The organism is Enteractinococcus helveticum, assembly GCF_001657475.1.
GTDB lineage: Bacteria > Actinomycetota > Actinomycetes > Actinomycetales > Micrococcaceae > Yaniella > Yaniella helvetica.
This window is the reverse complement of the sequence record NZ_LXEY01000020.1, coordinates 193,422-213,980: the sequence shown is the minus strand read 5'-3', so window position 1 is coordinate 213,980 and position 20,559 is coordinate 193,422. Positions and strand designations below refer to the sequence as shown.

Annotated in this window: 17 protein-coding genes; 11 read left to right on the top strand and 6 right to left on the bottom strand. The window is 57.6% G+C overall.

What is annotated here, in order from left to right; genetic code table 11:
* The first annotated feature begins 93 nt into the window (after positions 1-93).
* The 4 genes from A6F49_RS10230 (at position 94) to A6F49_RS18880 (ending at position 4,301) form a co-directional block, all read left to right on the top strand.
* Positions 94-1,923, top strand: a complete 1,830-nt coding sequence (locus A6F49_RS10230; protein ID WP_043056856.1) for an acetyl/propionyl/methylcrotonyl-CoA carboxylase subunit alpha — start codon at positions 94-96, stop codon at positions 1,921-1,923.
* A 117-nt stretch (positions 1,924-2,040) separates the two neighbouring features.
* A complete protein-coding gene (locus A6F49_RS10225; protein ID WP_043056802.1) occupies positions 2,041-3,453 on the top strand; it encodes an MFS transporter in 1,413 nt (470 codons plus the stop codon).
* 333 nt (positions 3,454-3,786) lie between these two features.
* Positions 3,787-4,257 (top strand): hypothetical protein, encoded by a 471-nt coding sequence (locus tag A6F49_RS18475; RefSeq protein WP_043056801.1) that lies wholly within the window; start codon positions 3,787-3,789, stop codon positions 4,255-4,257.
* The gene (locus tag A6F49_RS18880) at positions 4,233-4,301 is read left to right on the top strand and encodes a hypothetical protein (RefSeq protein ID WP_407643838.1); all 69 of its coding nucleotides are present in this window, start codon (positions 4,233-4,235) and stop codon (positions 4,299-4,301) included. The genes A6F49_RS18475 and A6F49_RS18880 overlap by 25 nt, the downstream gene beginning before the upstream one ends.
* Before the next feature lie 79 nt (positions 4,302-4,380).
* Here A6F49_RS18880 and A6F49_RS10215 read toward each other — a convergent pair whose 3' ends face one another.
* Together A6F49_RS10215 and A6F49_RS10210 are read right to left on the bottom strand one after the other, a co-directional pair.
* Positions 4,381-6,366 (bottom strand): acetoacetate--CoA ligase, encoded by a 1,986-nt coding sequence (locus A6F49_RS10215; RefSeq protein ID WP_235604962.1) that lies wholly within the window; start codon positions 6,364-6,366, stop codon positions 4,381-4,383.
* A 90-nt stretch (positions 6,367-6,456) separates the two neighbouring features.
* Positions 6,457-7,863, bottom strand: coding sequence for an NAD(P)H-quinone dehydrogenase (locus A6F49_RS10210; protein ID WP_043056854.1), 1,407 nt, complete (start codon positions 7,861-7,863; stop codon positions 6,457-6,459).
* A 99-nt stretch (positions 7,864-7,962) separates the two neighbouring features.
* On the opposite strand from A6F49_RS10210, the gene A6F49_RS10205 reads away from it, so the two are divergent.
* The 6 genes from A6F49_RS10205 to A6F49_RS10180 all read left to right on the top strand — a co-directional run bounded on the left by A6F49_RS10205 (position 7,963) and on the right by A6F49_RS10180 (position 13,759).
* On the top strand, positions 7,963-8,790 hold the full coding sequence (locus tag A6F49_RS10205; protein ID WP_052504673.1) for a purine-nucleoside phosphorylase: 828 nt from the start codon (positions 7,963-7,965) through the stop codon (positions 8,788-8,790).
* Position 8,791: 1 nt separating this feature from the next.
* The gene (locus A6F49_RS10200; protein WP_052504668.1) at positions 8,792-10,495 is read left to right on the top strand and encodes a phospho-sugar mutase; all 1,704 of its coding nucleotides are present in this window, start codon (positions 8,792-8,794) and stop codon (positions 10,493-10,495) included.
* Positions 10,496-10,570: 75 nt separating this feature from the next.
* Positions 10,571-11,200, top strand: a complete 630-nt coding sequence (deoC, locus tag A6F49_RS10195; protein WP_043056852.1) for a deoxyribose-phosphate aldolase — start codon at positions 10,571-10,573, stop codon at positions 11,198-11,200.
* 72 nt (positions 11,201-11,272) lie between these two features.
* On the top strand, positions 11,273-11,545 hold the full coding sequence (locus tag A6F49_RS10190; protein ID WP_043056799.1) for a hypothetical protein: 273 nt from the start codon (positions 11,273-11,275) through the stop codon (positions 11,543-11,545).
* A 74-nt stretch (positions 11,546-11,619) separates the two neighbouring features.
* Positions 11,620-12,678 (top strand): acyltransferase family protein, encoded by a 1,059-nt coding sequence (locus A6F49_RS10185; protein WP_043056798.1) that lies wholly within the window; start codon positions 11,620-11,622, stop codon positions 12,676-12,678.
* 16 nt (positions 12,679-12,694) lie between these two features.
* Positions 12,695-13,759, top strand: coding sequence for an acyltransferase family protein (locus A6F49_RS10180; protein ID WP_052504667.1), 1,065 nt, complete (start codon positions 12,695-12,697; stop codon positions 13,757-13,759).
* On the opposite strand, the gene mfd is transcribed toward A6F49_RS10180, so the two are convergent.
* On the bottom strand, positions 13,756-17,295 hold the full coding sequence (gene mfd, locus A6F49_RS10175) for a transcription-repair coupling factor (protein ID WP_082911730.1): 3,540 nt from the start codon (positions 17,293-17,295) through the stop codon (positions 13,756-13,758). The genes A6F49_RS10180 and mfd overlap by 4 nt on opposite strands.
* 190 nt (positions 17,296-17,485) lie before the next feature.
* Here mfd and A6F49_RS10170 point away from each other — a divergent pair, with 190 nt between their 5' ends.
* The gene (locus A6F49_RS10170) at positions 17,486-18,010 is read left to right on the top strand and encodes a DUF2505 domain-containing protein (RefSeq protein ID WP_052504666.1); all 525 of its coding nucleotides are present in this window, start codon (positions 17,486-17,488) and stop codon (positions 18,008-18,010) included.
* A gap of 66 nt (positions 18,011-18,076) precedes the next feature.
* Here the strand turns inward: A6F49_RS10170 and pth are convergent, their stop codons facing one another.
* From pth to A6F49_RS10155, 3 genes are all read right to left on the bottom strand, one after another.
* Positions 18,077-18,691: an aminoacyl-tRNA hydrolase gene (pth, locus tag A6F49_RS10165; RefSeq protein ID WP_043056796.1), complete on the bottom strand. Its 615-nt coding sequence runs from the start codon at positions 18,689-18,691 to the stop codon at positions 18,077-18,079.
* 8 nt (positions 18,692-18,699) lie between these two features.
* Positions 18,700-19,326, bottom strand: coding sequence for a 50S ribosomal protein L25/general stress protein Ctc (locus A6F49_RS10160; protein ID WP_043056795.1), 627 nt, complete (start codon positions 19,324-19,326; stop codon positions 18,700-18,702).
* Between the two features lie 219 nt (positions 19,327-19,545).
* Positions 19,546-20,526 (bottom strand): ribose-phosphate diphosphokinase, encoded by a 981-nt coding sequence (locus tag A6F49_RS10155; protein WP_043056794.1) that lies wholly within the window; start codon positions 20,524-20,526, stop codon positions 19,546-19,548.
* Between the last annotated feature and the right edge of the window lie 33 nt (positions 20,527-20,559).

The window sequence follows — 20,559 nt, the reverse complement described above, 5'->3', positions numbered from 1 at the left end:
GTCCTAAGCTGCTTTAGATGGCAACGATATGCTAACCGTATCGTGCGCCTATTCTGCGGAGCGTTCCAACCAAGGAGTTAAGTTTCTATGTCCATGACCACTGCGTCATCCTCGATGGTCTACCGATCCTTTTCGAAGGTTTTGATCGCTAATCGAGGTGAAATAGCGGTGCGTATTATCCGCGCTGCACAAGACGAAGGACTAGAAGCTGTCGCGATTTATGCCAACCCGGACCGCGATGCGATGCACGTCCGCCTGGCAGACCACGCATTCTCACTCAACGGTGAGACCGTAGCCGACACTTACCTGGCCATGGACAAGGTGCTGAAAGCGGCCAAAGACTCCGGCGCCGATGCAGTTCACCCCGGTTATGGGTTCATGGCAGAAAACGCTGACTTTGCCCAAGCGGTCATTGATGCAGGAATGGTCTGGATTGGGCCTCCCCCGGCGGCCATCCACGCACTGGGCGATAAGGTCGCAGCCCGCCACATCGCGCAAAAGGTTGGTGCACCACTGGCACCCGGTACCGCTGATCCAGTGGAATCCTCGCAAGAGGTTGTAGACTTCGCCGATGAATTCGGTCTCCCACTAGCTATCAAAGCCGCTCACGGCGGTGGCGGTCGCGGCATCAAAGTCGTCCGCCAACGCGCCGAAATCCCGGAGGCTTATGAATCGGCCGTCCGGGAAGCGACCTTAGCTTTTGGCCGGGGCGAATGCTTTGTCGAACGCTTCCTCGATGCACCGCGCCACTTGGAAACCCAGTGCCTGGCAGACCAAGATGGCAACGTTGTCGTCGTCTCCACTCGCGACTGTTCGCTACAGCGTCGAAACCAGAAACTTGTTGAAGAAGCCCCCGCACCATATTTGACCGCAGCACAAGAACAGCAGCTCTATGACGCCTCAGTCGCGTTGCTGCAAGAGGCCGGCTACGTTGGGGCCGGTACCTGCGAGTTCTTGATCGGCCAAGATGGCACAATCTCATTTTTGGAAGTCAACACGCGTCTACAGGTCGAACACACAGTGTCTGAAGAAGTCACCGGCATCGACCTGGTTCGCGAACAGTTCCGCATCGCCCGTGGAGAGCTCCTGGGCTATGAGCATCCAAAGGTCGAAGGCCACTCGTTCGAGTTCCGCATTACTGCAGAAGATCCCGGCCAGAACTTCATGCCCGCCCCCGGCACCATCACCAAAATGCGTCTCCCTGGCGGTCCTGGTGTCCGCATCGACACCGGAGTTGAAGAAGGCGAAACCATCTCGGGAGCGTTTGACTCGATGGTCGCCAAACTGATTGTGACCGGCAAAGACCGCAAAGAAGCTTTGCAACGCTCACAACGTGCCCTCAACGAAATGCGCATCGCTGGCCTTGCAACAGTGCTGCCGTTCCACCGCACGGTCATCCAAGATCCAAACTTTGCGCCAGAGCTAGATCAGCCGGGTCAAAAGATCCCGGCAGAGGGTCCCTTCACCGTCCACACCCGCTGGATCGAGACTGATTTCATCAACGAGCTGCAACCACAATCGGTTGTTTCGGGCATGAATGCTGAGGACGACGTTGATCGTCGGGTCGTGACCGTTGAGGTTAATGGCAAGCGCGTTGAAGTCACCCTGCCAGACTCACTTGCGGGGATCGCTGCGGTTGATGCCAAGCCAAAACGTCGTCGTCCTGGACGTAGTGCCACGGCGAGCAGCGGTGCTTCGGCCGCGTCGGGCGACTCGGTGACTTCTCCGATGCAGGGCACGATCGTCAAACTAGGTGTCGATGTGGGCGATGAGGTCTCTGAAGGAGATCTGATCCTGGTACTTGAGGCCATGAAAATGGAGCAACCCATCACCGCGCACAAGGCTGGCAAGGTCACTGAGCTCAGCGCCGAAGCCGGCGCCACGGTCAATGCCGGTGCGATTTTGGCCACAATCGAAGGGTAATACGGGGTAGGAGTTTGGTAAACGAACTCGCACCCTACCTATAATTAACTGCTTTTCAAGGTGGCGTCTTTGGACGCCACCTGAATTCTTTTTGAACTCACAACAAAGGTATTCCTGATGTCAACGCAATCCGCAATGACTTCGCATGGTGTGCAAGATGATGAGCTGGGCGTTCCCCGCTGGAAAATCATCTTGGCCTCGGTCGTCGGCACAACCATCGAATTCTACGATTTCTATATCTACGCCACCGCAGCGGTATCGGTCTTCCCGCTGATTTTCTTCCCAGGTGGTGACGCGCAAACCGCGCTGCTCGCCTCGATGGCCACCTTTGGTGCAGCCTTCGTCGCTCGACCGCTCGGCTCCATCATTTTCGGTCACATGGGTGACCGTCTGGGTCGTAAGGTCACACTTATCGGGGCGCTGTTGACCATGGGGATTGCAACCTTCATCATTGGTCTGCTGCCAACGTTCTACCAGATCGGCTTATGGGCGCCAGCAATGCTGACGATCATGCGCTTCTGTCAGGGACTTGGGCTCGGTGGCGAATGGTCCGGGGCAGCTCTGCTGGTCACCGAAACCGCCAAACCAGGCAAGCGAGCCACCGCGGCCATGTGGCCACAACTGGGTGCTCCGTTTGGTTTCCTGTTGGCCAACGGTTTCTTCCTGATCCTGACGCTGGCTTTCGGATACAACTCTGCCGAGCACGGCGACAACCACGTCTTTATTGACTGGGTCTGGCGTGTGCCGTTCTTGGCGTCGATCATCATGGTAGCCATCGGTCTCTGGGTACGTGTTTCACTTGAAGAAACCCCTGTTTTCAAGCGCGCTATCCAAAAAGACGAGCGCGTCAAGGCGCCGTTGAAAGATGTTTTCCGCAAAAACTGGTGGCAGCTGATCCTGGGTACGTTCATCATGTACGCGACCTACGTGCTGTTTTACCTGATGACCACCTGGATCCTGTCCTATGCCATCGGTGCACCCGATGCTGGCGGTCTGGGTACTTCCTACAATGATTTCTTGGTCATCCAGCTCATCTCGATTCTGTTCTTCGCCGCATTCGTTCCAGTAGCCGGTATTTTGGCCGACAAATTCGGACGCAAGCCAACCATGCTCGTGATCACCGCGCTAATGGTCGCCTTCGGCTTGCTGTTTGGCTGGTGGCTCAATGCTGACATCATCGTCAATGCTGATGGCAGCCTCAACACCATGCGCATGGTGTTGTTCATGATCGTAGGTATGGCCCTGATGGGTCTGACCTTCGGCCCAATGTCAGCAATCCTGCCTGAACTGTTCCCAACGGAAACCCGTTACACCGGTTCCGGTATCGCGTATAACGTTTCCTCGATCCTTGGTGCCGCACTGACCCCGTTCATCGCCACCTGGCTCATGGGGAACTTCGATGTGTCCTATGTCGGCTATTACCTGGCCGCTGCATCAGTCATCACGCTGATCTTCTTGGCGCTGAGCCCGGAGACCAAATACCGTTCGCTGTCCAACCTGGAACAGGACGAAATTCAGCGCACACACTAAGTTTCGAATGCTCGAACTTTTCAAAGCCCCGGACGCATACTGCGTCCGGGGCCTTGACATTCCACGACAAACAGACGTGAGTCTTGTCACTTTCGAAGCCCAGTGACCACATTTTCATGTCGCATTGGCCCGCCTGCCACGTCGTCGTTACCATGATCCGGCACATTGATAACGGTGTGCCGTTCTGGCACGAAGGAGTCGACTCCTTCTCCAGCTTCCCTGAAGGCAGCGAAACCACCACTTACGGCAACCTAGATCGCGACACCAACCAACACGTATCTGGACGAGAATACAGCTACCATCGAGACTCGTGCGATCAAGAAATCCATTGGGGTGACAGTGAATCTCCCAGAAGATGGTCTGGTCACCGACGGATTCGTTGACCTCCAGCTGCGGGGTCTGTCCTTCTCCGAGGGCCCTGGCATTACCGACGAAGTCACAGTGACCGTTGGCGATGAGTCAGCCACCGCCGAGGTTGAGAACTCCCTGGAGCTCAGCGATACCGTACGCAGCGACGGCGTGGGTACCGCAACTGTCCGTGTGCCAGTTGCTATGGATGCTTTGAGCGCAGAGAGCCATAGCCTGCCAGTCACCGCCACCACGAGCTTCGGTGCGGCCGTAACCGAGGACGATGGTTTGAGCGTCTTCCTCCGCACCGATGCAGCTGAGACCCCTACTGAGGAACCCTCGGTGGAACCAAGCGACGAACCGACCCAGGAACCAAGTGAAGATCCTGAGCTGGCTCGCTGGCCTCAACCGGGGCTTCGATTGGTATCGCAGTGCTGGCAGCCCTGGCGCTGCTAGGCACCGGGACCTTCCTGGTTGCTCGCCGTCGTGCACAACGCTAAGAGCCCCTAGCTACTGAAACCGCCCGGTACTCCTGCTCACAGCAGGGGTCCGGGCGTCTTCGTGTTGAAACGTCGTGACCTATTTGGAGTAGTTGGACGCGTAATTCAAAAACCACTTCAGTACGTCGGGTTCAGCAGCAGTTTCGGTGGCGACCTTTTCTGGGGTCATACCCTGAAAAACGCGTTTGATCGGAACCTCCATCAACTTGCCGGTTTTGGTCATCGGCACACCGGGAGCGATGATGATCTCATCGGGCACATAGCGTGGTGACAGCTCGGTGCGGATCGCCTCAATGACTTTGGCTTTGAGTGCCTCAGGATCGATCTGGGGATCGCGCGGGACGACGAACAGTGGCATGTAGTAGCCGCCGTCGTCGAGTTCTGCACCGATAACCATCGAGGCGGTGACCTCATCGAGGGCATCCACGACCTGGTAGAGGTCGGAGGATCCCATGCGGATGCCGCCGCGGTTCAGTGTGGCATCTGAGCGACCGTGAATGACAAAGGACAGCCGATCGGTTTTCGTGGCGAAGTCGCCGTGATACCAAATGTGCGGGTCCTGGCTGAAATAGGCGTCGCGGTAGCGGGCGCCGTCGTTATCATTCCAAAAATACAGCGGCATGGTCGGCATGGGTTTAGTGATAACCAACTCGCCGACCTGTTCTGTTACGGGGGTGCCGGTTTCGTCATAGACGTCGGCGGCCACACCGAGGGCTGGGCCCATCAGTTCGTTGATGCGCACCGGATCCATGGGGTTGGAACCGACAAATACCGAACATACGTCGGTGCCACCGGAGTCGGATCGCAGGCGCAGATTGGGGCTGACGGCGTCATAGACCCATCGCCAGGTGCGCGCCGGTAGCGGTGAGGCGGAGACGAGGATATCGGTTAGGTGCGACAGGTCGTAGTGGTCTTTGGGGATGAATCCGGATTCCTGGACGCCGGTGAGGATCGCGGCACCGCAGCCGTAGAAGGCCACCTGTTCGCTGGCCAGGATCTCAAATTGGCGCTCGGGTCCCCCGGCGAAGACCGCCCCGGAATAGGTTACCGCTTTGGCTCCGGTGATCAGGGTGGCGACCTGCATATTCCATAGCATCCAGGTGGTGGAGGTGCAGATGTAGACGGGTGCGCCTTGGGGCACTCGGTAGTGCAAGCCAAAGGATTTCGCGATCTCTAAGACGGTGCCGCCGTGGCCCTGGACGATCCCTTTGGGCGTGCCAGTGGTGCCCGAGGAATACAGCACCCACAGCGGGTGGGAGAATTCGACCGGTTCAAATACCGGTTCGCGCGGCTGGGCGATGATGTCAGCGTAGCGGGTGGTGCCGACCTGGTGTTGCGCCGTGATCTCGGCGACGGTGTCGCTCACGTCGGTGCCGGCATTTTCGACCAGGATGTGGTGACCCACCGAGTCCAGTTGGGTCAGCAGCGCATCCAGATCATCGGTTTGGTTGCGAAGTTTTCCGCCGAGTTCTAGGGCGTCGATCGTGATGAGGACTTTGGGTGCAAGCTGTTTGAATCGACTCACGATCCCGGTGACGCCGAAGTCGACGTTGACCACCGACCAGATGGCACCCACCGCTGCAGTACCCAGGAGTGCCACGATGGCCTGTGGAATATTGGGGATGGCTGCTGCTACGACGTCGCCGGGGCCTACGCCAGTGCTGCGCAAATGGTGGGCAAAGGCGCCAACCTGTTCGTTGAGTTGTTTCCAGGTCAGCACGGTGCGGTTGAGGGATTCATCGAGTCCGACGACGGCTTCGGTATCGGCCAACTGGCGTGCGTGCCGCAAAACGTTTTCCGCATAGTTGACCTTGGCACCTTGGCCCCATTGGGCATCGGGCAGCTGCCCGGTCAGCAGGGCTGAGGTAGGTTTTTGGCCGATCACCTCGAAGTAGTCCCAGATTTCTGTCCAGAACAATTCAAGGTCTTCCACGGACCACTGCCACAGATCCAGATAGGTCTGCAGAGCCAAACCGTGTTTGGTGTTCATGGCTTGCATGAACTGGTACATGGCGGTGGCCTGCACCTGGTCTTGCGTGGGCTGCCACAAAATATTGTCAGTCACGATATCTCCCAACGACGTACGAGATCATCATGGTTTTCAGTGTAGTCCTTGGCCAAGCCCCAGCGCAGCCGGGTGTGCCGGACGACGCCGTTAGAACTGTTCGCGCTTATGCAACTGGCGAGCCACTTCCGCCACGGTGCCCGACAGCGATGGATAAATAGTAAACGTCTCGGCCAGGTCATCGACGTGGAGTTTTTGGGACACGGCCAGCGACAACGGGTAAATCAGATCCGAGGCCCGCGGGGCCACAATGACCCCGCCCACGACGTGGCCGGAGCCGCGGCGGGCGAAGATTTTCACGAACCCTTCTGTGACGTTCATCATCTTGGCGCGCGCGTTGGAGGCCATGGGAATCATGTACTCATCGACCTGGTAGTCGCCGGATTTGACCATCGCATCGGTGATGCCCACCGTGGCAATTTCCGGGGAGGTGAAAATATTGGAGGCCACCTGGTTACGGGAGAACGGTTTGACGACGTCGCCCAGAATGTGGTTGACAGCGATGCGTCCCTGCATGGCAGCAACCGAGGCCAGCGCCAGGCGTCCGGTGCAATCCCCGGCCGCATAAACCCCCGGCACCGAGGTGCGTGAGACCGCGTCAATCTTGATGTGGCCCGTCTCGGTGACGTCCACCCCAATGTTGGCTAACCCCAGTTCCGCGGTATTGGGGATCCCACCGACGGCCAGTAAACAGTGGGAGCCTTCGACGTATCCTCCCGAGGACAGTTCCACGCGCACACCGTTTGGTATCCGGGTGACGCCTTCGGCGCGGGTACGGGAAATCACGTTGACCCCGCTTTCGGAGAACACTTCCTCCAGCACCTGCGCTGCGTCGGGGTCTTCACCCGGTAGCAAGGTCTCACGCGAGGACACCAGGGTCACATTGGACCCCAGCAGTTGGTAGGCCGATGCGAATTCGGCACCAGTGACGCCGGACCCAACTACGACCATGTGTTCGGGCAGTTCGTTCATCGCATAGAGCTGTTTCCAGTTGAAAATGCGTTCACCGTCAGGCTTTGCGGTCGGTAGTTCACGTGGTGAGGCACCCGTGGCGATCAGTACCGTGTCAGAGGAGATCTCTTCGACATCGCCCTCCATGGTTTTGACTTCCACAACGTGGCGATCCACGAATCGGGCCTGACCCATAACAATGCGCACCCCGTTGGCTTGCAGGCCACGGCGAATATCTTCGGACTGGTCCGAGGCCAGGCGCAGCAGACGGCGGTCAATGAGCTCGATGTTGGATTTAACCGAGTGCGCATCAAATTCCAGCCCCAGGCTTGGCGCGCTCATCACGCGTCGTCGCGAATCAGCCGAGGCGATGAGAGTTTTGGATGGCACGACGTCGGTCAACACAGCTGACCCCCCGATCCCGTTGCGTTCAATCAGTGTGACATCGGCACCAAATTTCGAGGCCACCAGGGCGGCTTCGTAGCCGCCGGGGCCACCGCCGATGATCGTAATGGACGGACGCGGGACAATTTCTAGAGTGCTCACGGGTTCTATTGTGGTCTGTTTTGCGTCAAAATGCACAATCACACGCGTGCGCCAGGTGTTTCGTTGGTTTTGATCTGTCGCGGCGATACAGTGGGGGCTGTGAACGATACGACACAATTTTTATTCGGAGATCATCCAGGCTTTGAACTCGCCCGCCAGGCAGCGGCCGTTTTGGCCGACACATTGGGCACGGACCGGCACGATATCGGGGTGGTGTTGGGCTCCGGCTGGGCACACACGATTGACTCCCTTGGCGAAGTGGTGGCCGAAGTCCCGTTCAGCGACATCCCTGGACTGGACGGCGACGGCGTGGCTGGCCACGTGCAGATGGTCACCTCGGTCCGGTTAGCCAATGGTCGCCGCGCGCTGGTGTTCGGTTCGCGCACCCACTTTTATGCCAACCGTGACGTTCAGGCCGTGGCTCACGTGGTTCGCACCATTGCCGCAACCGGGGCCGAGGTCGTCGTGCTGACCAACGGTTGCGGCGGGCTTGATCCTCATCTCACCCCGGGCACCCCGGTGCTGATTGCCGATCACATCAATCTCACCGGCGTGACCCCGCTGGCCGGCCCAGAGTTTGTTGACATGACCGATGCTTATGCCACCCGGTTGCGTACCATCGCCAAGCAGGTCGATCCACATTTGACCGAAGGTGTCTACGTGCAATTCGCCGGTCCTCAGTATGAGACCCCAGCCGAGGTGGCCATGGCCGCCAGGCTCGGAGGGGATCTGGTGGGAATGTCAACGGCGTTGGATACTATCGCCGCCCGGCACGCCGGTTTGGAAGTCTTGGGTGTCTCGCTGGTGACCAACCCCGGAGCCGGGATCACGGAGGCTCCGCTGTCCCATGAGGATGTTATCGCTGCCGGGGAGGCCGCCGCGCCGCGGGTTTCAAAGCTGCTTGCCGATATTATTCAGGCAATCTAGCATGACTGATCCGATTGCAGCAGCACGTCACTGGCTCACCGTCGATCCAGAAAATGCTGGAGTGTTGACCCAAGAAATTCAGGCCGCTGACGCCGGGGACGAGACCGCACTTGCCGCTTTGACAGCACGCTTTGCCGGGTATCTGACGTTTGGCACCGCTGGGCTTCGCGCCCCACTGGGTCCGGGCACCGCGCGCATGAATCGCGTCGTCGTGCAGCGCGCAGCCGCCGGCATCGCAGATTTCGCCAAGCAACACGTCCAGACGCCTTCGGTAGTGATCGGCTACGATGCGCGCCACGGGTCAAAAGACTTTGCCATTGATTCTGCGGCTGTGCTCACCGCGGCGGGATGTCGAGTCCGGCTGCTGGCGGTCAGGACGCCGACCCCGGTGTTGTCATATGCGTTGAAACATTTTCAGGCCGACGTCGGTATTATGGTGACCGCCTCACATAATCCGCCGGCCGATAACGGTTACAAGGTGTACCTTGGCGCTCAGCTGGTGGCAGCCGACGATACTGCCGGGGCATACGGGCAGCTGACTGCACCAACCGATCAGATCATCGCCGGTCATATCCACCAGTGGAATACCGCTGATCACCTGCCACCGCGAACAGCTAACGGCTGGCAATACGTTCCAGACACCATCATCGATGACTACGTCATGGCTGTAGCCCAGTTCGTTTCGGAACTTTCACCAGCGAACACACACCGTGGTGATCTGAACGTCGTCTATACAGCCATGCACGGCGTTGGCGCCGCAACCTTTACCAAACTCCTCGAGGCCACCGGCTTTAATGCCCCACAGCTTGTGGCCAGCCAGACGGAGCCGGATCCGGCGTTTCCCACCGTGGCGTTTCCGAACCCAGAAGAACCCGGGGCCTTAGATGAAGCATTTGCCACCGCGGCTCAGGAGCAACAAGTCGATGTGATTGTGGCTCATGATCCCGATGCCGACCGGTTGGCCGTCGCACTCCGGGTCGACGGGCGATGGCAGCGGCTCTCCGGTGATCAGGTCGGCTTGTTGCTGGGTGCCAGGCTCATGCCGTATCTGACACGTCATGATCTAGCCACAGCAAATTCGATTGTGTCAGCACCGCAATTAGCTCAGTTGGCAGCCCAACACGATGTCCATCATGAAGTGACCCCGACGGGCTTCAAATGGATTTGTCGGGTCGATCGCCTCGGCTACGGCTATGAAGAAGCACTCGGTTACGCAGTGGCCCCACATCTGGTCAACGACAAAGATGGACTGTCCGCAGCCGTCGTGCTCCTTGACCTTGCAGCCGAACTCAAAGCTGCTGGTTCAAACTTATTGACGTATCTGACGCAGCTGACTGATCAGCTGGGACCAACCTTGACCGATATGGTCGCGGTGATGGTGCCCTCCCCCAGTATTGGCACGCTACTTGTGAACGACCTGCGGGCCAATCCGCCGAAATTATTAGCGGGCTTAGCCCCGGTCACAACCGTCGATTATCTGCAGCCCGATGCCGATCTGGCGCAACGCTACGGCCCCATGAACATGCTGGCATTTTCTACACAAGGATCCCTGTCCGCTCGGTTGATGATTCGTCCCTCAGGTACCGAGCCGAAGGTCAAATGCTATGTTTCGGTGACCGCTACCCCCGGGACCGCATTAGCGACCGTACGCTCGGTACTGCAGCAATTGCGGGACGAAGCAGCCACCCTGGTCCAAGTCAAATAAGGAGACTCCGTGTCCGATACCGCCCCACTGAGCCCAACACAAGTGGATGAACTCAATAGCAGCCAGCTGGCGTTGATGATCGATCACACCCTGCTGGCGCCCACCGCCACGGCCCAAGATATCGACAAACTCTGTGACCAAGCCGCCGAATTTATCACAGCCTCGGTGTGTGTGCAGCCCATTTGGGTGGCGCACGCTGCCAAACGACTTGCTGAATCACCGGTCAAGATCTGTACGGTGATCGGTTTTCCATCTGGAGCCCAGACCCCAGAGACCAAGGCCTTCGAAACGGCCCAGGCCATTGCCAATGGTGCCGAGGAGGTCGATATGGTGATCAACCAGTCTGCAGCGCTGGTTGCCGATAAGGCCGGGCTGGTGCATGATATTCGTTCCGTCGTGGAAGCCGCAGCCGGGCACGACGTGATCGTCAAAGTCATCTTAGAGACGGCATCGCTCACGGAGCAGGCGAAGATCATTGCTTGTGAAGCAGCCGTTGAAGCCGGTGCTGATTTCGTTAAGACCTCCACTGGATTCGGACCCGGCGGTGCGACAGTGGCAGATGTGACACTGTTGCGCCACACCGTGGGTGATGGTCTTGGCGTCAAAGCTTCCGGAGGCATCCGCACCCGGCAAGATGCTATCGAGATGCTCAAAGCTGGCGCAACCCGGCTCGGAGCCAGCTCGACTTACGCTATCCTTAGTTAACAACACATCATCGCACCGTCGCCCAAGCTATGCTGGCGACAGTAGAATTTCTGAAAGAACGAGGTGTCCCCCTTGATTCGTGACGGTAAACCGGCAAATTTCTCCGGTGAAGGCAATACGGCTGGTAACTGGCTGATCTTCGTCATCACAGTCATCCTGTTCGTTGTTGGCCTGTACATGTTCAACCTGCTGTCATTTGAAAACGTCTGGGTTCCAATGCTTGGCGTGCTGATTCTGACTTCTGTCGCATACTTTATTCCGAAGCAAATCATCGGACGTTCCAATACCGTTGATGCAGAGTTCGTGACTGATCCAGCTCACGAAACCAACTCTCCTAATCTCTAAAAAGGGCTCTTATACAGAGTTAGCTAACAGCATCCGGGGTCTGTTGCCCCGGGTGCTGTTGTGTTTATCACCAAATGAATATCTCACACCGAAACCTCGGCATCGACGCACTGCGCGTCTTTTCCATAGCCATGGTGATCCTGGGGCACTCGGGAACCTTTGACGGTTCCAGCCTGCTGTCCGTATGGCGGATGCCGTTATTCTTTATCCTGTCAGGGCTCTTTTTAATCCCTCACCGGCGTTCACTTCGTGTAGAAGTCGCCCGCCGCTGGGAAAGCCTCATCATCCCCTACCTTGCATGGTCCATGATCATTACCCTGATCGTGATTGCTATCAAATGGGATTCACCAGCAGATATGCTGCACCACCTATACACCGGTTGGCGCGGCGGCACAGGACGCTCGGCCTTTTGGATGTCGTCATGGTTCCTGCTGACCTTGGCTTTCTCAGCGATCATTCTGCGCTATCTGGAGCGTTTCGCTCGCTGGGTTGCCTGGACAATCAGCATCGCAGGGTTGGTTGCGTCGCGCATTTTCGTCTATCTCCAAGACATTGACGTACTGGATGGTCATCCGTTTGCGCAGCTGCCGCTGCGGTTAGGTATCAGTCTGCCGGTGATCTTTTATTTACTGATAGGCCAAGAAATCCGCTCCCGGATCATGCCAGTGGTACAAGAGCTCTCGACGACCAGAGCCACATCAATCGGCGTGGTATTAGTCATCGCCCCACTTGTCCTGGCACACCACTTCAGCATTCCGGCACACTACATTCACGCAGGGCGATTTGGTTGGCCATTCATCACCCCGGGCATCGCGGTGACCGTGACCATCGGCTTTTTGATGATTTTTTCAACCGGCGTCAACCGGTTGCTGCACCGATGGACGCTGCTGGGACAGATCGTGGGTCGACTCGTGCGGACCGGTTCGACAGTAGTGCTATCACATGGCTTAATCCTATTGTGGATGCACGCAATTGGCTTCAATTCCAATTCCTTAGGCGATCTTTTCATCCGCTTTGGGGTAGCCTTGACCACAGCGTTTGCCGTGGGGCTACTTTTGAACATGACACCGGCGGCTCGTGCGCTGTCTGGAGTACCTCAGGAACGACCACTTCGGGTAACAATTGCTGCCTAATAGTTGAAACGGATTTATGACCACCACCCGCCCAGCTCGTAACGTCGGAATCGACCTACTTCGTGTCTTTTCCATCATTATGGTGGTGGTTGGTCACGCCGGTTACTTTCCCAACGCGGAATTGCTCACCATCTGGCGGATGCCCTTATTCTTCATGCTCTCCGGGTTCTTCTTCACACCGGGACGCACACTATTCTCGGAATTTAGCCGACGCTGGGACACACTGATCGTCCCCTATCTGGCCTGGTCAGTGATCATCTCAGTGTGGCTCATTGTTGCGGAATGGGGACAACACGACGTTATCCTCGACCATTTACATACCGGCTGGTCTGGTGGGGCACGGCAATCAATCTTTTGGATGGCCGCCTGGTTCATCACGACCCTGGCCGGTGCCACCCTACTGCGCCGATTTTTAGAGCCCCTGGGCTCAGCTGTGGTCTGGACCGTTGCCATCCTCGGGGTGCTCACCTCGTATGCCTGCTACCGGTTAGTTATCAATGGCGTATTCGAGACCCATCCACTAGTAGAAACACCACTTCGACTCGGCCTGGCCTGGCCTGTGATGTTCTATTTGCTCGTCGGAGAACAGCTGCGAAAACTCCTCATGCCACTGGTGCGTAGATACTCCTCCCACGTCTTGGCCACCCTCGGTCTGGCGTTAGTCGTAACCGCACTGGGGATCACGTACGCAACCGAGGTACGCGCCCATTACATTCAGGTCGGAGACTTTGGCACGATCCTGCTGACACCACTGATTGCCACCGTGGTGACCGCAGGCTTCATCTTGATTTTTGCTACCTGGGTCAACGATGGGCTACAAAAATTCCCGACCGCCCAGGCGAGCGTCTCACGTCTGGTACGCACCGGCACGGCTGTGGTGTTTTTCCACGGACTGGTGTTGGTATGGATGCACCAAAATGGCTTCGGCGACGATTCACTGACGCACCTGTTACTGCGCATGGGGGTTGCCTTGGTCATCTCGTTTATCGTCGGGTTGCTAATCAACACGACGCCGGCCGCACGGCTCCTCTCGGGGGCACCTCGGGAATCGGGACTCTTACGGTCCCGGATAAAGGTTTAGTTCTCCCCGAAGATATTCGCTAAGAACTCGCCAGCCCATTCCAACAGTTCGGCATCGACGAGGTCTTTGCCGGTCACCGCCTGGGTCTTTGGTCGGGGCACCATGATGGCTTTGAGTGGGGCCCGATGCACTGCCCCTGGATACATCCGCTTCATGCGCATCGCGCGTGAATCTGGCAGTTCCTCCACCGGTCCGAACTTGATATTCTTGCCCATCAGCATGACCTCGTGGACACCATATTCGCGAGCGGTGTTTCGGAAGTTGGCTACCGCCACCAGGTTCTGTGCGGCCTCGGGCAATTCACCGTAGCGATCTTGCAGCTCTTCAACGGCAGCCTCCACGGCTGCTGTGTCGGATGCCTGGGCCAGATTGCGGTAGGCCTCCAGTCGCAGTCGCTCCCCCGGTACATAGTCGTGCGGCAGGTGCGCGTTGACGGGCAACTCGACTTTGACTTCTGGCGGTGAAGTATCTTCTTCGCCCTTGAAATCGGCGACGGCTTCTCCCACCATGCGGATATACAGGTCGAAGCCAACCCCTGCAATGTGACCGGATTGTTCTCCGCCCAGCAGATTTCCAGCACCACGGATTTCAAGGTCTTTTTGCGCCAACTGCAGGCCCGAACCCAGCTCATTGTGGGTGGCCACAGCTTTCAGACGTTCCATCGCGGTTTCATTCAGTGGTTTGCCGGCGTCATACAGGAAGTAGGCATACGCACGATCTCGGCCACGCCCAACGCGACCGCGCAGCTGATGCAGCTGGGAGAGCCCGTAGCGATGCGCGTCTTCAATGATCAGGGTGTTGGCGTTGGCAATGTCGAGTCCGGTTTCGATAATCGTAGTAGAGACCAACACGTCGTATTCTTTTTCCCAGAAATCGACCATGATCTGTTCCAGCGTGGACTCGGACATGCGACCGTGGGCAACCGCCACCCGTGCTTCAGGGATTAATTCCTGAATGCGTGCCGCAACCTTGTTAATGCTGTTGACCCGGTTGTGAACATAGAACACCTGGCCCTCGCGCATCATCTCACGACGGATCGCCGCGGTGATTTGTTTGTCCGTGTATGGGCCAACGTAGGTCAACACCGGATGGCGCTGTTCCGGCGGTGTGGCCAAGGTAGAGGTCTCACGAATCCCAGTCATCGACATTTCCAAGGTTCGTGGAATCGGGGTCGCCGTCATAGCTAACACATCAACGTTGGTACGCAGCTGTTTGAGTTTTTCTTTATGTTCGACGCCGAAGCGCTGTTCTTCGTCAATGATCACCAGGCCAAGGTCTTTGAATTGGATCTCATCGGATAGTAACCGATGGGTGCCGATGACCATGTCCACGGTCCCTTCGGCCAGCGCGTCGATCGTCTCGCGAGATTGTTTGGCCTTTTGGAATCGTGACAGGGCACGCACCGTTACGGGGAACCCGGCGAAACGTTCGGCAAAGGTTTCGGTGTGCTGACGGGCCAACAGGGTGGTGGGGACCAATAATGCCACCTGTTTGCCGTCCTGGATCGCTTTGAACGCGGCGCGGACGGCGACCTCGGTTTTACCAAAGCCGACGTCACCGGCAACCAATCGGTCCATGGGCACTTCGGCTTCCATGTCCTGTTTGACTTCTTCAACCGTCGTCAACTGGTCGGGGGTCTCAATGTGCGGGAAAGCTTCTTCCAGTTCCGCCTGCCACGGGCTGTCGGATGAGAACGCGTGGCCGCTGGTGGCCATGCGGGCCGAATACAGCTGGATGAGTTCTTTGGCGATCTCTCGGGTCGCTCGGCGCGCTTTGGACTTGGTCTGAGCCCAGTCTGACCCGCCCATTTTCGACAGGGTTGGTGTATCGCCACCGACATATTGGCTGACCTGGTCAAGCTGATCGGTGGGCACAAACAGCCGGTCACCGGCACCTCCGCGTTTGGAGGGCGCAAACTCTAAGACTAGGTATTCGCGGTAGCCTTCTTCACCGGCAGTCGAGCGTGCTCCAGCCACTTTGCGGCGCTGCAGCTCAATGAATTTCGCAATCCCGTGTTGATTATGAACAACGAAGTCACCCTCTTCAAGCGCTAATGGGTCGACTGCGTTGCGGCGTTTGCGCGCCAGGGAGCGTTTCTCACCGCGCTGGGTACCTGCGGCCTGACGACCAAACAGGTCGTATTCGGTCACCACGGCGAAGCGGTGGTCAGCCCAGGCAAACCCAGCACCCAGGCTGGCGACAGTGATTTGGATGTGGGCTGGTTTGGCTTCGGTGATGCGTTCAACCACGGTTGCAGTGTGGCCTGCCTCGTTGAAGATCTCGGCCAGACGACGTGCAGGACCTGGTCCGTGGGTGGCCACAGCAATGGACCAGTTGTCTCGGATGCGATTCCCCACATGTTCCATCAGCGCCGGAACATCGCCAGCAAATTGTGCCGGGGCAGTAAATCCGGTACGCAGCGCAGTGGCATCAAAGGTGTCATCCGTGTCGAAGGCAGTAAACTGCCACCATCCTTGATCGCGTTCCAGCGCCAAAGTACGGGTATCTCCCAGGGTGGCGAAGCCGCCGGCTTCTTGCTGGTTTTCTACCGGGGCTGCCAGGCCTTCACCGGCCGCTGCCCACGCTGCAGCCAAGAATTCCTCATTGGTCGTCAACAGGTCATGAACCCGAGACCGTACCTTTTCAGGTTCAACCACGATCGTGACGGAGCCTTCCGGCAGGACATCGAGGAACGATTCCATCTGCGTGACTAACGGTGCCAGCGATTCCATCCCCTCAACTGCCACCCCGTTGGACATTGGTTCAAGGATTTCCAACACGTTGGGCATCGAGACCTGGAGGTCTCGAGCCTTCTGCTGGACGTCGTCGGTCAACAGCAGTTCACGACACGGCGGCGCATACATCGACGTCGGGGTAGCCGAGCCGTCGTCGGAGGTATCGACTAACGAACGTTGGTCGGCAATGGAGAAATACCGGATCTCTTCGATTTCATCGCCGAAGAATTCAATGCGGTACGGATGGTCTTCGGTGGGTGGGAACACGTCGATGATGCCACCCCGGACGGCGAATTCACCGCGGCGGGAGACCATATCAACACGCGTGTAAGCTGCGTTGGCCAGGTCTTGGACAACCTGTTCGAAGTCATAAAATTCGCCGGTGCGTAATAGGACCGGTTCCAGATCCCCGAGGCCCTTGACGATGGGTTGAACGATGGATCGTACCGGGGCGGTCACGACACGTAGTGCCGGTTGTCCATCACGTCCTGGGTGAGCCAATCTGCGCAATACCGCCATGCGTTCGCCCACGGTATCGCTGCGCGGTGACAGTCGCTCATGTGGCAGGGTCTCCCATGACGGGAAATGCGCTATCGCATGAGCATCCATCCAGGCGCCCAGTCCTTGGGCAAGATCTTCTGCTTCACGGGCCGTCGCCGTCACCAGCAGTACCACGGGTGCCGCGAAGGAGGCGTCCTGTAAGGAGTCTGCTAGAGCAGCCGTGACGGCTTCGCGGGCGCCGTCGGGAAGAGTCAGCGAGAGGTCTTTGGTTCGGTCGGGCCGGGCAATAGAGGTCCGCATGGCGGCTACGGCAGAATCGGCTTGGAGGTGGTTTCTCAGCCCTGATAACACAGCGTCTTCAGACAAAATTTAACTTCCCGTTTTCTGGTATGAATCACAACCGGCGCACCCTTTAGCATAACGGTTTTCCCAGGTGCATCGTTTACACTTGCGTTCTATCCACTGTTAGCGAGCAGCAGAGAGTGAGCCCATGGCTTTTCAAGAATCCACCATCGTTTCCCACCCTCCACAGAAAGTCTTTGAAGGGTTAATCAACCGGGAGTTCCAACAGCATGTTTCCGATGGATTCCGTGCCGACATCGACCAATTCATGGTCACTCCGGCACAGCCTACCCCTAGTGACACCGCCCAGGTGACGATTCATCGCAGCATTGACGGCGAGCAGATCGTCAACCGGTTGCCCTCCGCTGTCCAGCGTTTCGTCAAGGGTCGGGTACAAGTTGAACAGTCAGAAGCGTGGTCGGCAGCTGGCGATGATGGTTCACGCAATGCCAACGTCACGATTAAGGTGCCATTGGCCAAAGCGACCGGCACTGCCACGATCAAACTGACCCCAACTGACGATGAGACGGGCACCGTGGTTGATATTGCCGGTTCTGTTGATTCCAAGATCCCCTTCATGGGGTCCAAGATCGCTCAGATGGCTGAGCCGCAGGTTGGCAAAATGCTCACCGGTATGACCTCAAAACTGGATTCCTGGCTGAATCAGCACTAAGTACTATGCGTTAAGACACAAAGGGCGGGGTGATGCTGAAGCAGCTCATCCCGCCGTTTGTGTTGTTTATGCTTTTTGATGGAACTGATTTTGGGTGGTGGTCAGTCCACGCTCAATGAGCGATTCCACAGCATCGGCAGCCCGATCGATGTGCAGGGCAAGCGTCTGTTGCTCGGTTGAAGAAAATGGGCGCAGCACGTAGTCTGCTGGGGCCATTCTGCCAGGTGGACGCCCGATACCGGCGCGGACCCGCAAGTAGTCTTTCGTGCCGATGGCCTGGGAAATAGATTTCAGCCCGTTGTGGCCACCTTCTCCCCCGCCGCGTTTCAAACGCAGCATGTCGTAGTCCACGTCGAGTTCATCGTGGACGACGATGAGATTTTCGGGACCGACGTTGAAGAACTTCATCAGTGCTGCAACCGGTTTGCCCGACAAGTTCATGTAGGTGGCCGGTTTGGCCAGGACAATCTTTGGTCCACCGATGCCTAACCGAAATTCTGCGACCGCAGCACCGGCTTTATGGGTGCTCCAACGTTCGGCATTTCGTGCGGCAAGTTCGTTGACCACCATATGCCCGATATTGTGTCGGGTGGCGGCATAGCGGTCTCCGGGATTACCCAATCCCACCACCAGTACAGGACCGGTGGTGGGATCAAGTGTTCCGATAGTGCGAGTCGTCAAGGGCAGACTTACTCGGCGGCTTTTGCAGCAGCTTCTTCAGCTACGGTTGGCACTTCGCCTTCGGCTGCTTCGGCGTCTTCGCCAAGATCCTGCTCAACGATTTCATCGACGGTGGCGATGAGGAAGTCGTCTTCAAGATCGATGGTTACGCCTTCTGGCAGGATGACGTCTGGTGCGTACACGTGTTCACCGGCGGTACGGCCGGTCAGATCGATCTGAACGGTCTCTGGCAGATCCAGTGCGTCTGCTTCAACTGGGATAGAGGTAACGTCCATGACGTGAGCGTGGTCTGGTGCTGGTTCACCAATAACGTCAATCCAGACGTCAACGGTGACGCGTTCGCCGCGACGCACGAGGATGAGGTCGACGTGGTCGACTTCTTCTTTCAGTGGGTTGCGCTGGATGTCTTTTGGCAGCGCCATTTCTGAGTTGTCGCCTTCGGTCAGGCGAAGCAGCTGGTTCGGGTTACGCAGTGCCAGGAAGCCTTCGTGGCGTGGCAGCAGCAGGTGACGTGGTTCTTCACCGTGACCGTAGAGTACGGCAGGGATGTAGCCGTCACGGCGTGCACGGCGGGATGCGCCTTTACCGAAGTCGGTGCGGGTTTCAACTGGCAATTCGATGTAGTCAACAGCCATGGGATTCCTCCTGTAGTTCGTACGGTGCGTTGAGCACTCGTGGTTTCCAGGCAGGAACTGCAAAACATCTTGATGGTGTTTGCAAAGCCTCGTCGATCACGGAGTGGGTGAGACTCCCTCGCCTGGGCAACGACTCACTACTATAGCACTGGTATATGGCTTTAACGAATTTGACCGCCACCAAAACTGGCAGCGGTCAAATGCGAAAAAGCTAGCGAGTTAGGCGTTGCCGTCGAACAGGCTGGTCACGGAGCCGTCTTCGAAGACCTCGCGAATCGCGTTGGCCAAGATTGGGGCAACCGACAGCACAGTGAGGTTGTCGAAACGCTTTTCTTCTGGAAGTGGCAGGGTGTTTGTTACCACGACTTCCGAGGCGCCGGAGTTTGCCAGGCGTTCTGCTGCAGGATCCGAGAAGACGGCGTGGGTGGCAGCAATAATGACTTCTGCGGCACCGGCTTCTTTCAGGATTTTCACGGCACCGGCGATTGTGCCTCCGGTGTCGATCATGTCGTCGATCAGCACGCAGACGCGGCCTTCGACTTCACCGACCACAGTCTTGGACTCTGCCTTATTTGGCTGGCTGAGGTCACGAGATTTGTGCACGAATGCCAGTGGTGCACCGCCGAGTCGTTCGGCCCACTGTTCCGCTACGCGAACACGACCGGTGTCTGGGGAGACCACGGTGACGTTGTTGACGTCCACACGGCCACGAATGTAGTCAGCCAGGATCGGGAAGGCGAACAGGTGGTCGACAGGACCGTCGAAGAAACCCTGGATCTGCGAGGTGTGCAGGTCCATGGACATAATACGGTGGGCACCGGTTGCCAGGTAGAGGTCAGCGATCATGCGAGCCGAAATTGGTTCGCGTCCGCGGCCTTTCTTATCTTGGCGGGCGTACGGGTAGAACGGCGAGACCACGGTGATGCGACGTGCGGAGGCGCGTTTCATGGCATCGCACAGCAGCAGCTGTTCCATGACCCAGTTGTTCATCGGTGCCGGGTGAGCTTGGATGATGAATACGTCTTTACCGCGAACAGATTCGCCGGGGCGGACGTACATTTCACCGTTTGCAAAATCGTATGCATCCAACGGCAACAACTCGGTGCCCAGGTGTTCGGCGATTTCTGCGGCAAGCTCCGGGTGTGCGCGACCCGAGGCTAACACGAGTTTCTTGTTCTCATTGGTGACGATTTCGCTCAACCAAGTTCTCCCTAGAACGTACGGCGTGTTTTG

Excerpts from the sequence above, each read along its gene's own strand:
- A6F49_RS10160 (WP_043056795.1), bottom strand. The coding sequence starts at position 19,326 with ATGGCTGTTGACTACATCGAATTGCCAGTTGAAACCCGCACCGACTTC.
- A6F49_RS10200 (WP_052504668.1), top strand. The coding sequence starts at position 8,792 with ATGACTGATCCGATTGCAGCAGCACGTCACTGGCTCACCGTCGATCCA.
- mfd (WP_082911730.1), bottom strand. The coding sequence starts at position 17,295 with ATGCGGACCTCTATTGCCCGGCCCGACCGAACCAAAGACCTCTCGCTG.
- A6F49_RS10225 (WP_043056802.1), top strand. The coding sequence starts at position 2,041 with ATGTCAACGCAATCCGCAATGACTTCGCATGGTGTGCAAGATGATGAG.
- deoC (WP_043056852.1), top strand. The coding sequence starts at position 10,571 with ATGATCGATCACACCCTGCTGGCGCCCACCGCCACGGCCCAAGATATC.
- A6F49_RS10185 (WP_043056798.1), top strand. The coding sequence starts at position 11,620 with ATGAATATCTCACACCGAAACCTCGGCATCGACGCACTGCGCGTCTTT.
- A6F49_RS10170 (WP_052504666.1), top strand. The coding sequence starts at position 17,486 with ATGGCTTTTCAAGAATCCACCATCGTTTCCCACCCTCCACAGAAAGTC.
- A6F49_RS10180 (WP_052504667.1), top strand. The coding sequence starts at position 12,695 with ATGACCACCACCCGCCCAGCTCGTAACGTCGGAATCGACCTACTTCGT.
- A6F49_RS10230 (WP_043056856.1), top strand. The coding sequence starts at position 94 with ATGACCACTGCGTCATCCTCGATGGTCTACCGATCCTTTTCGAAGGTT.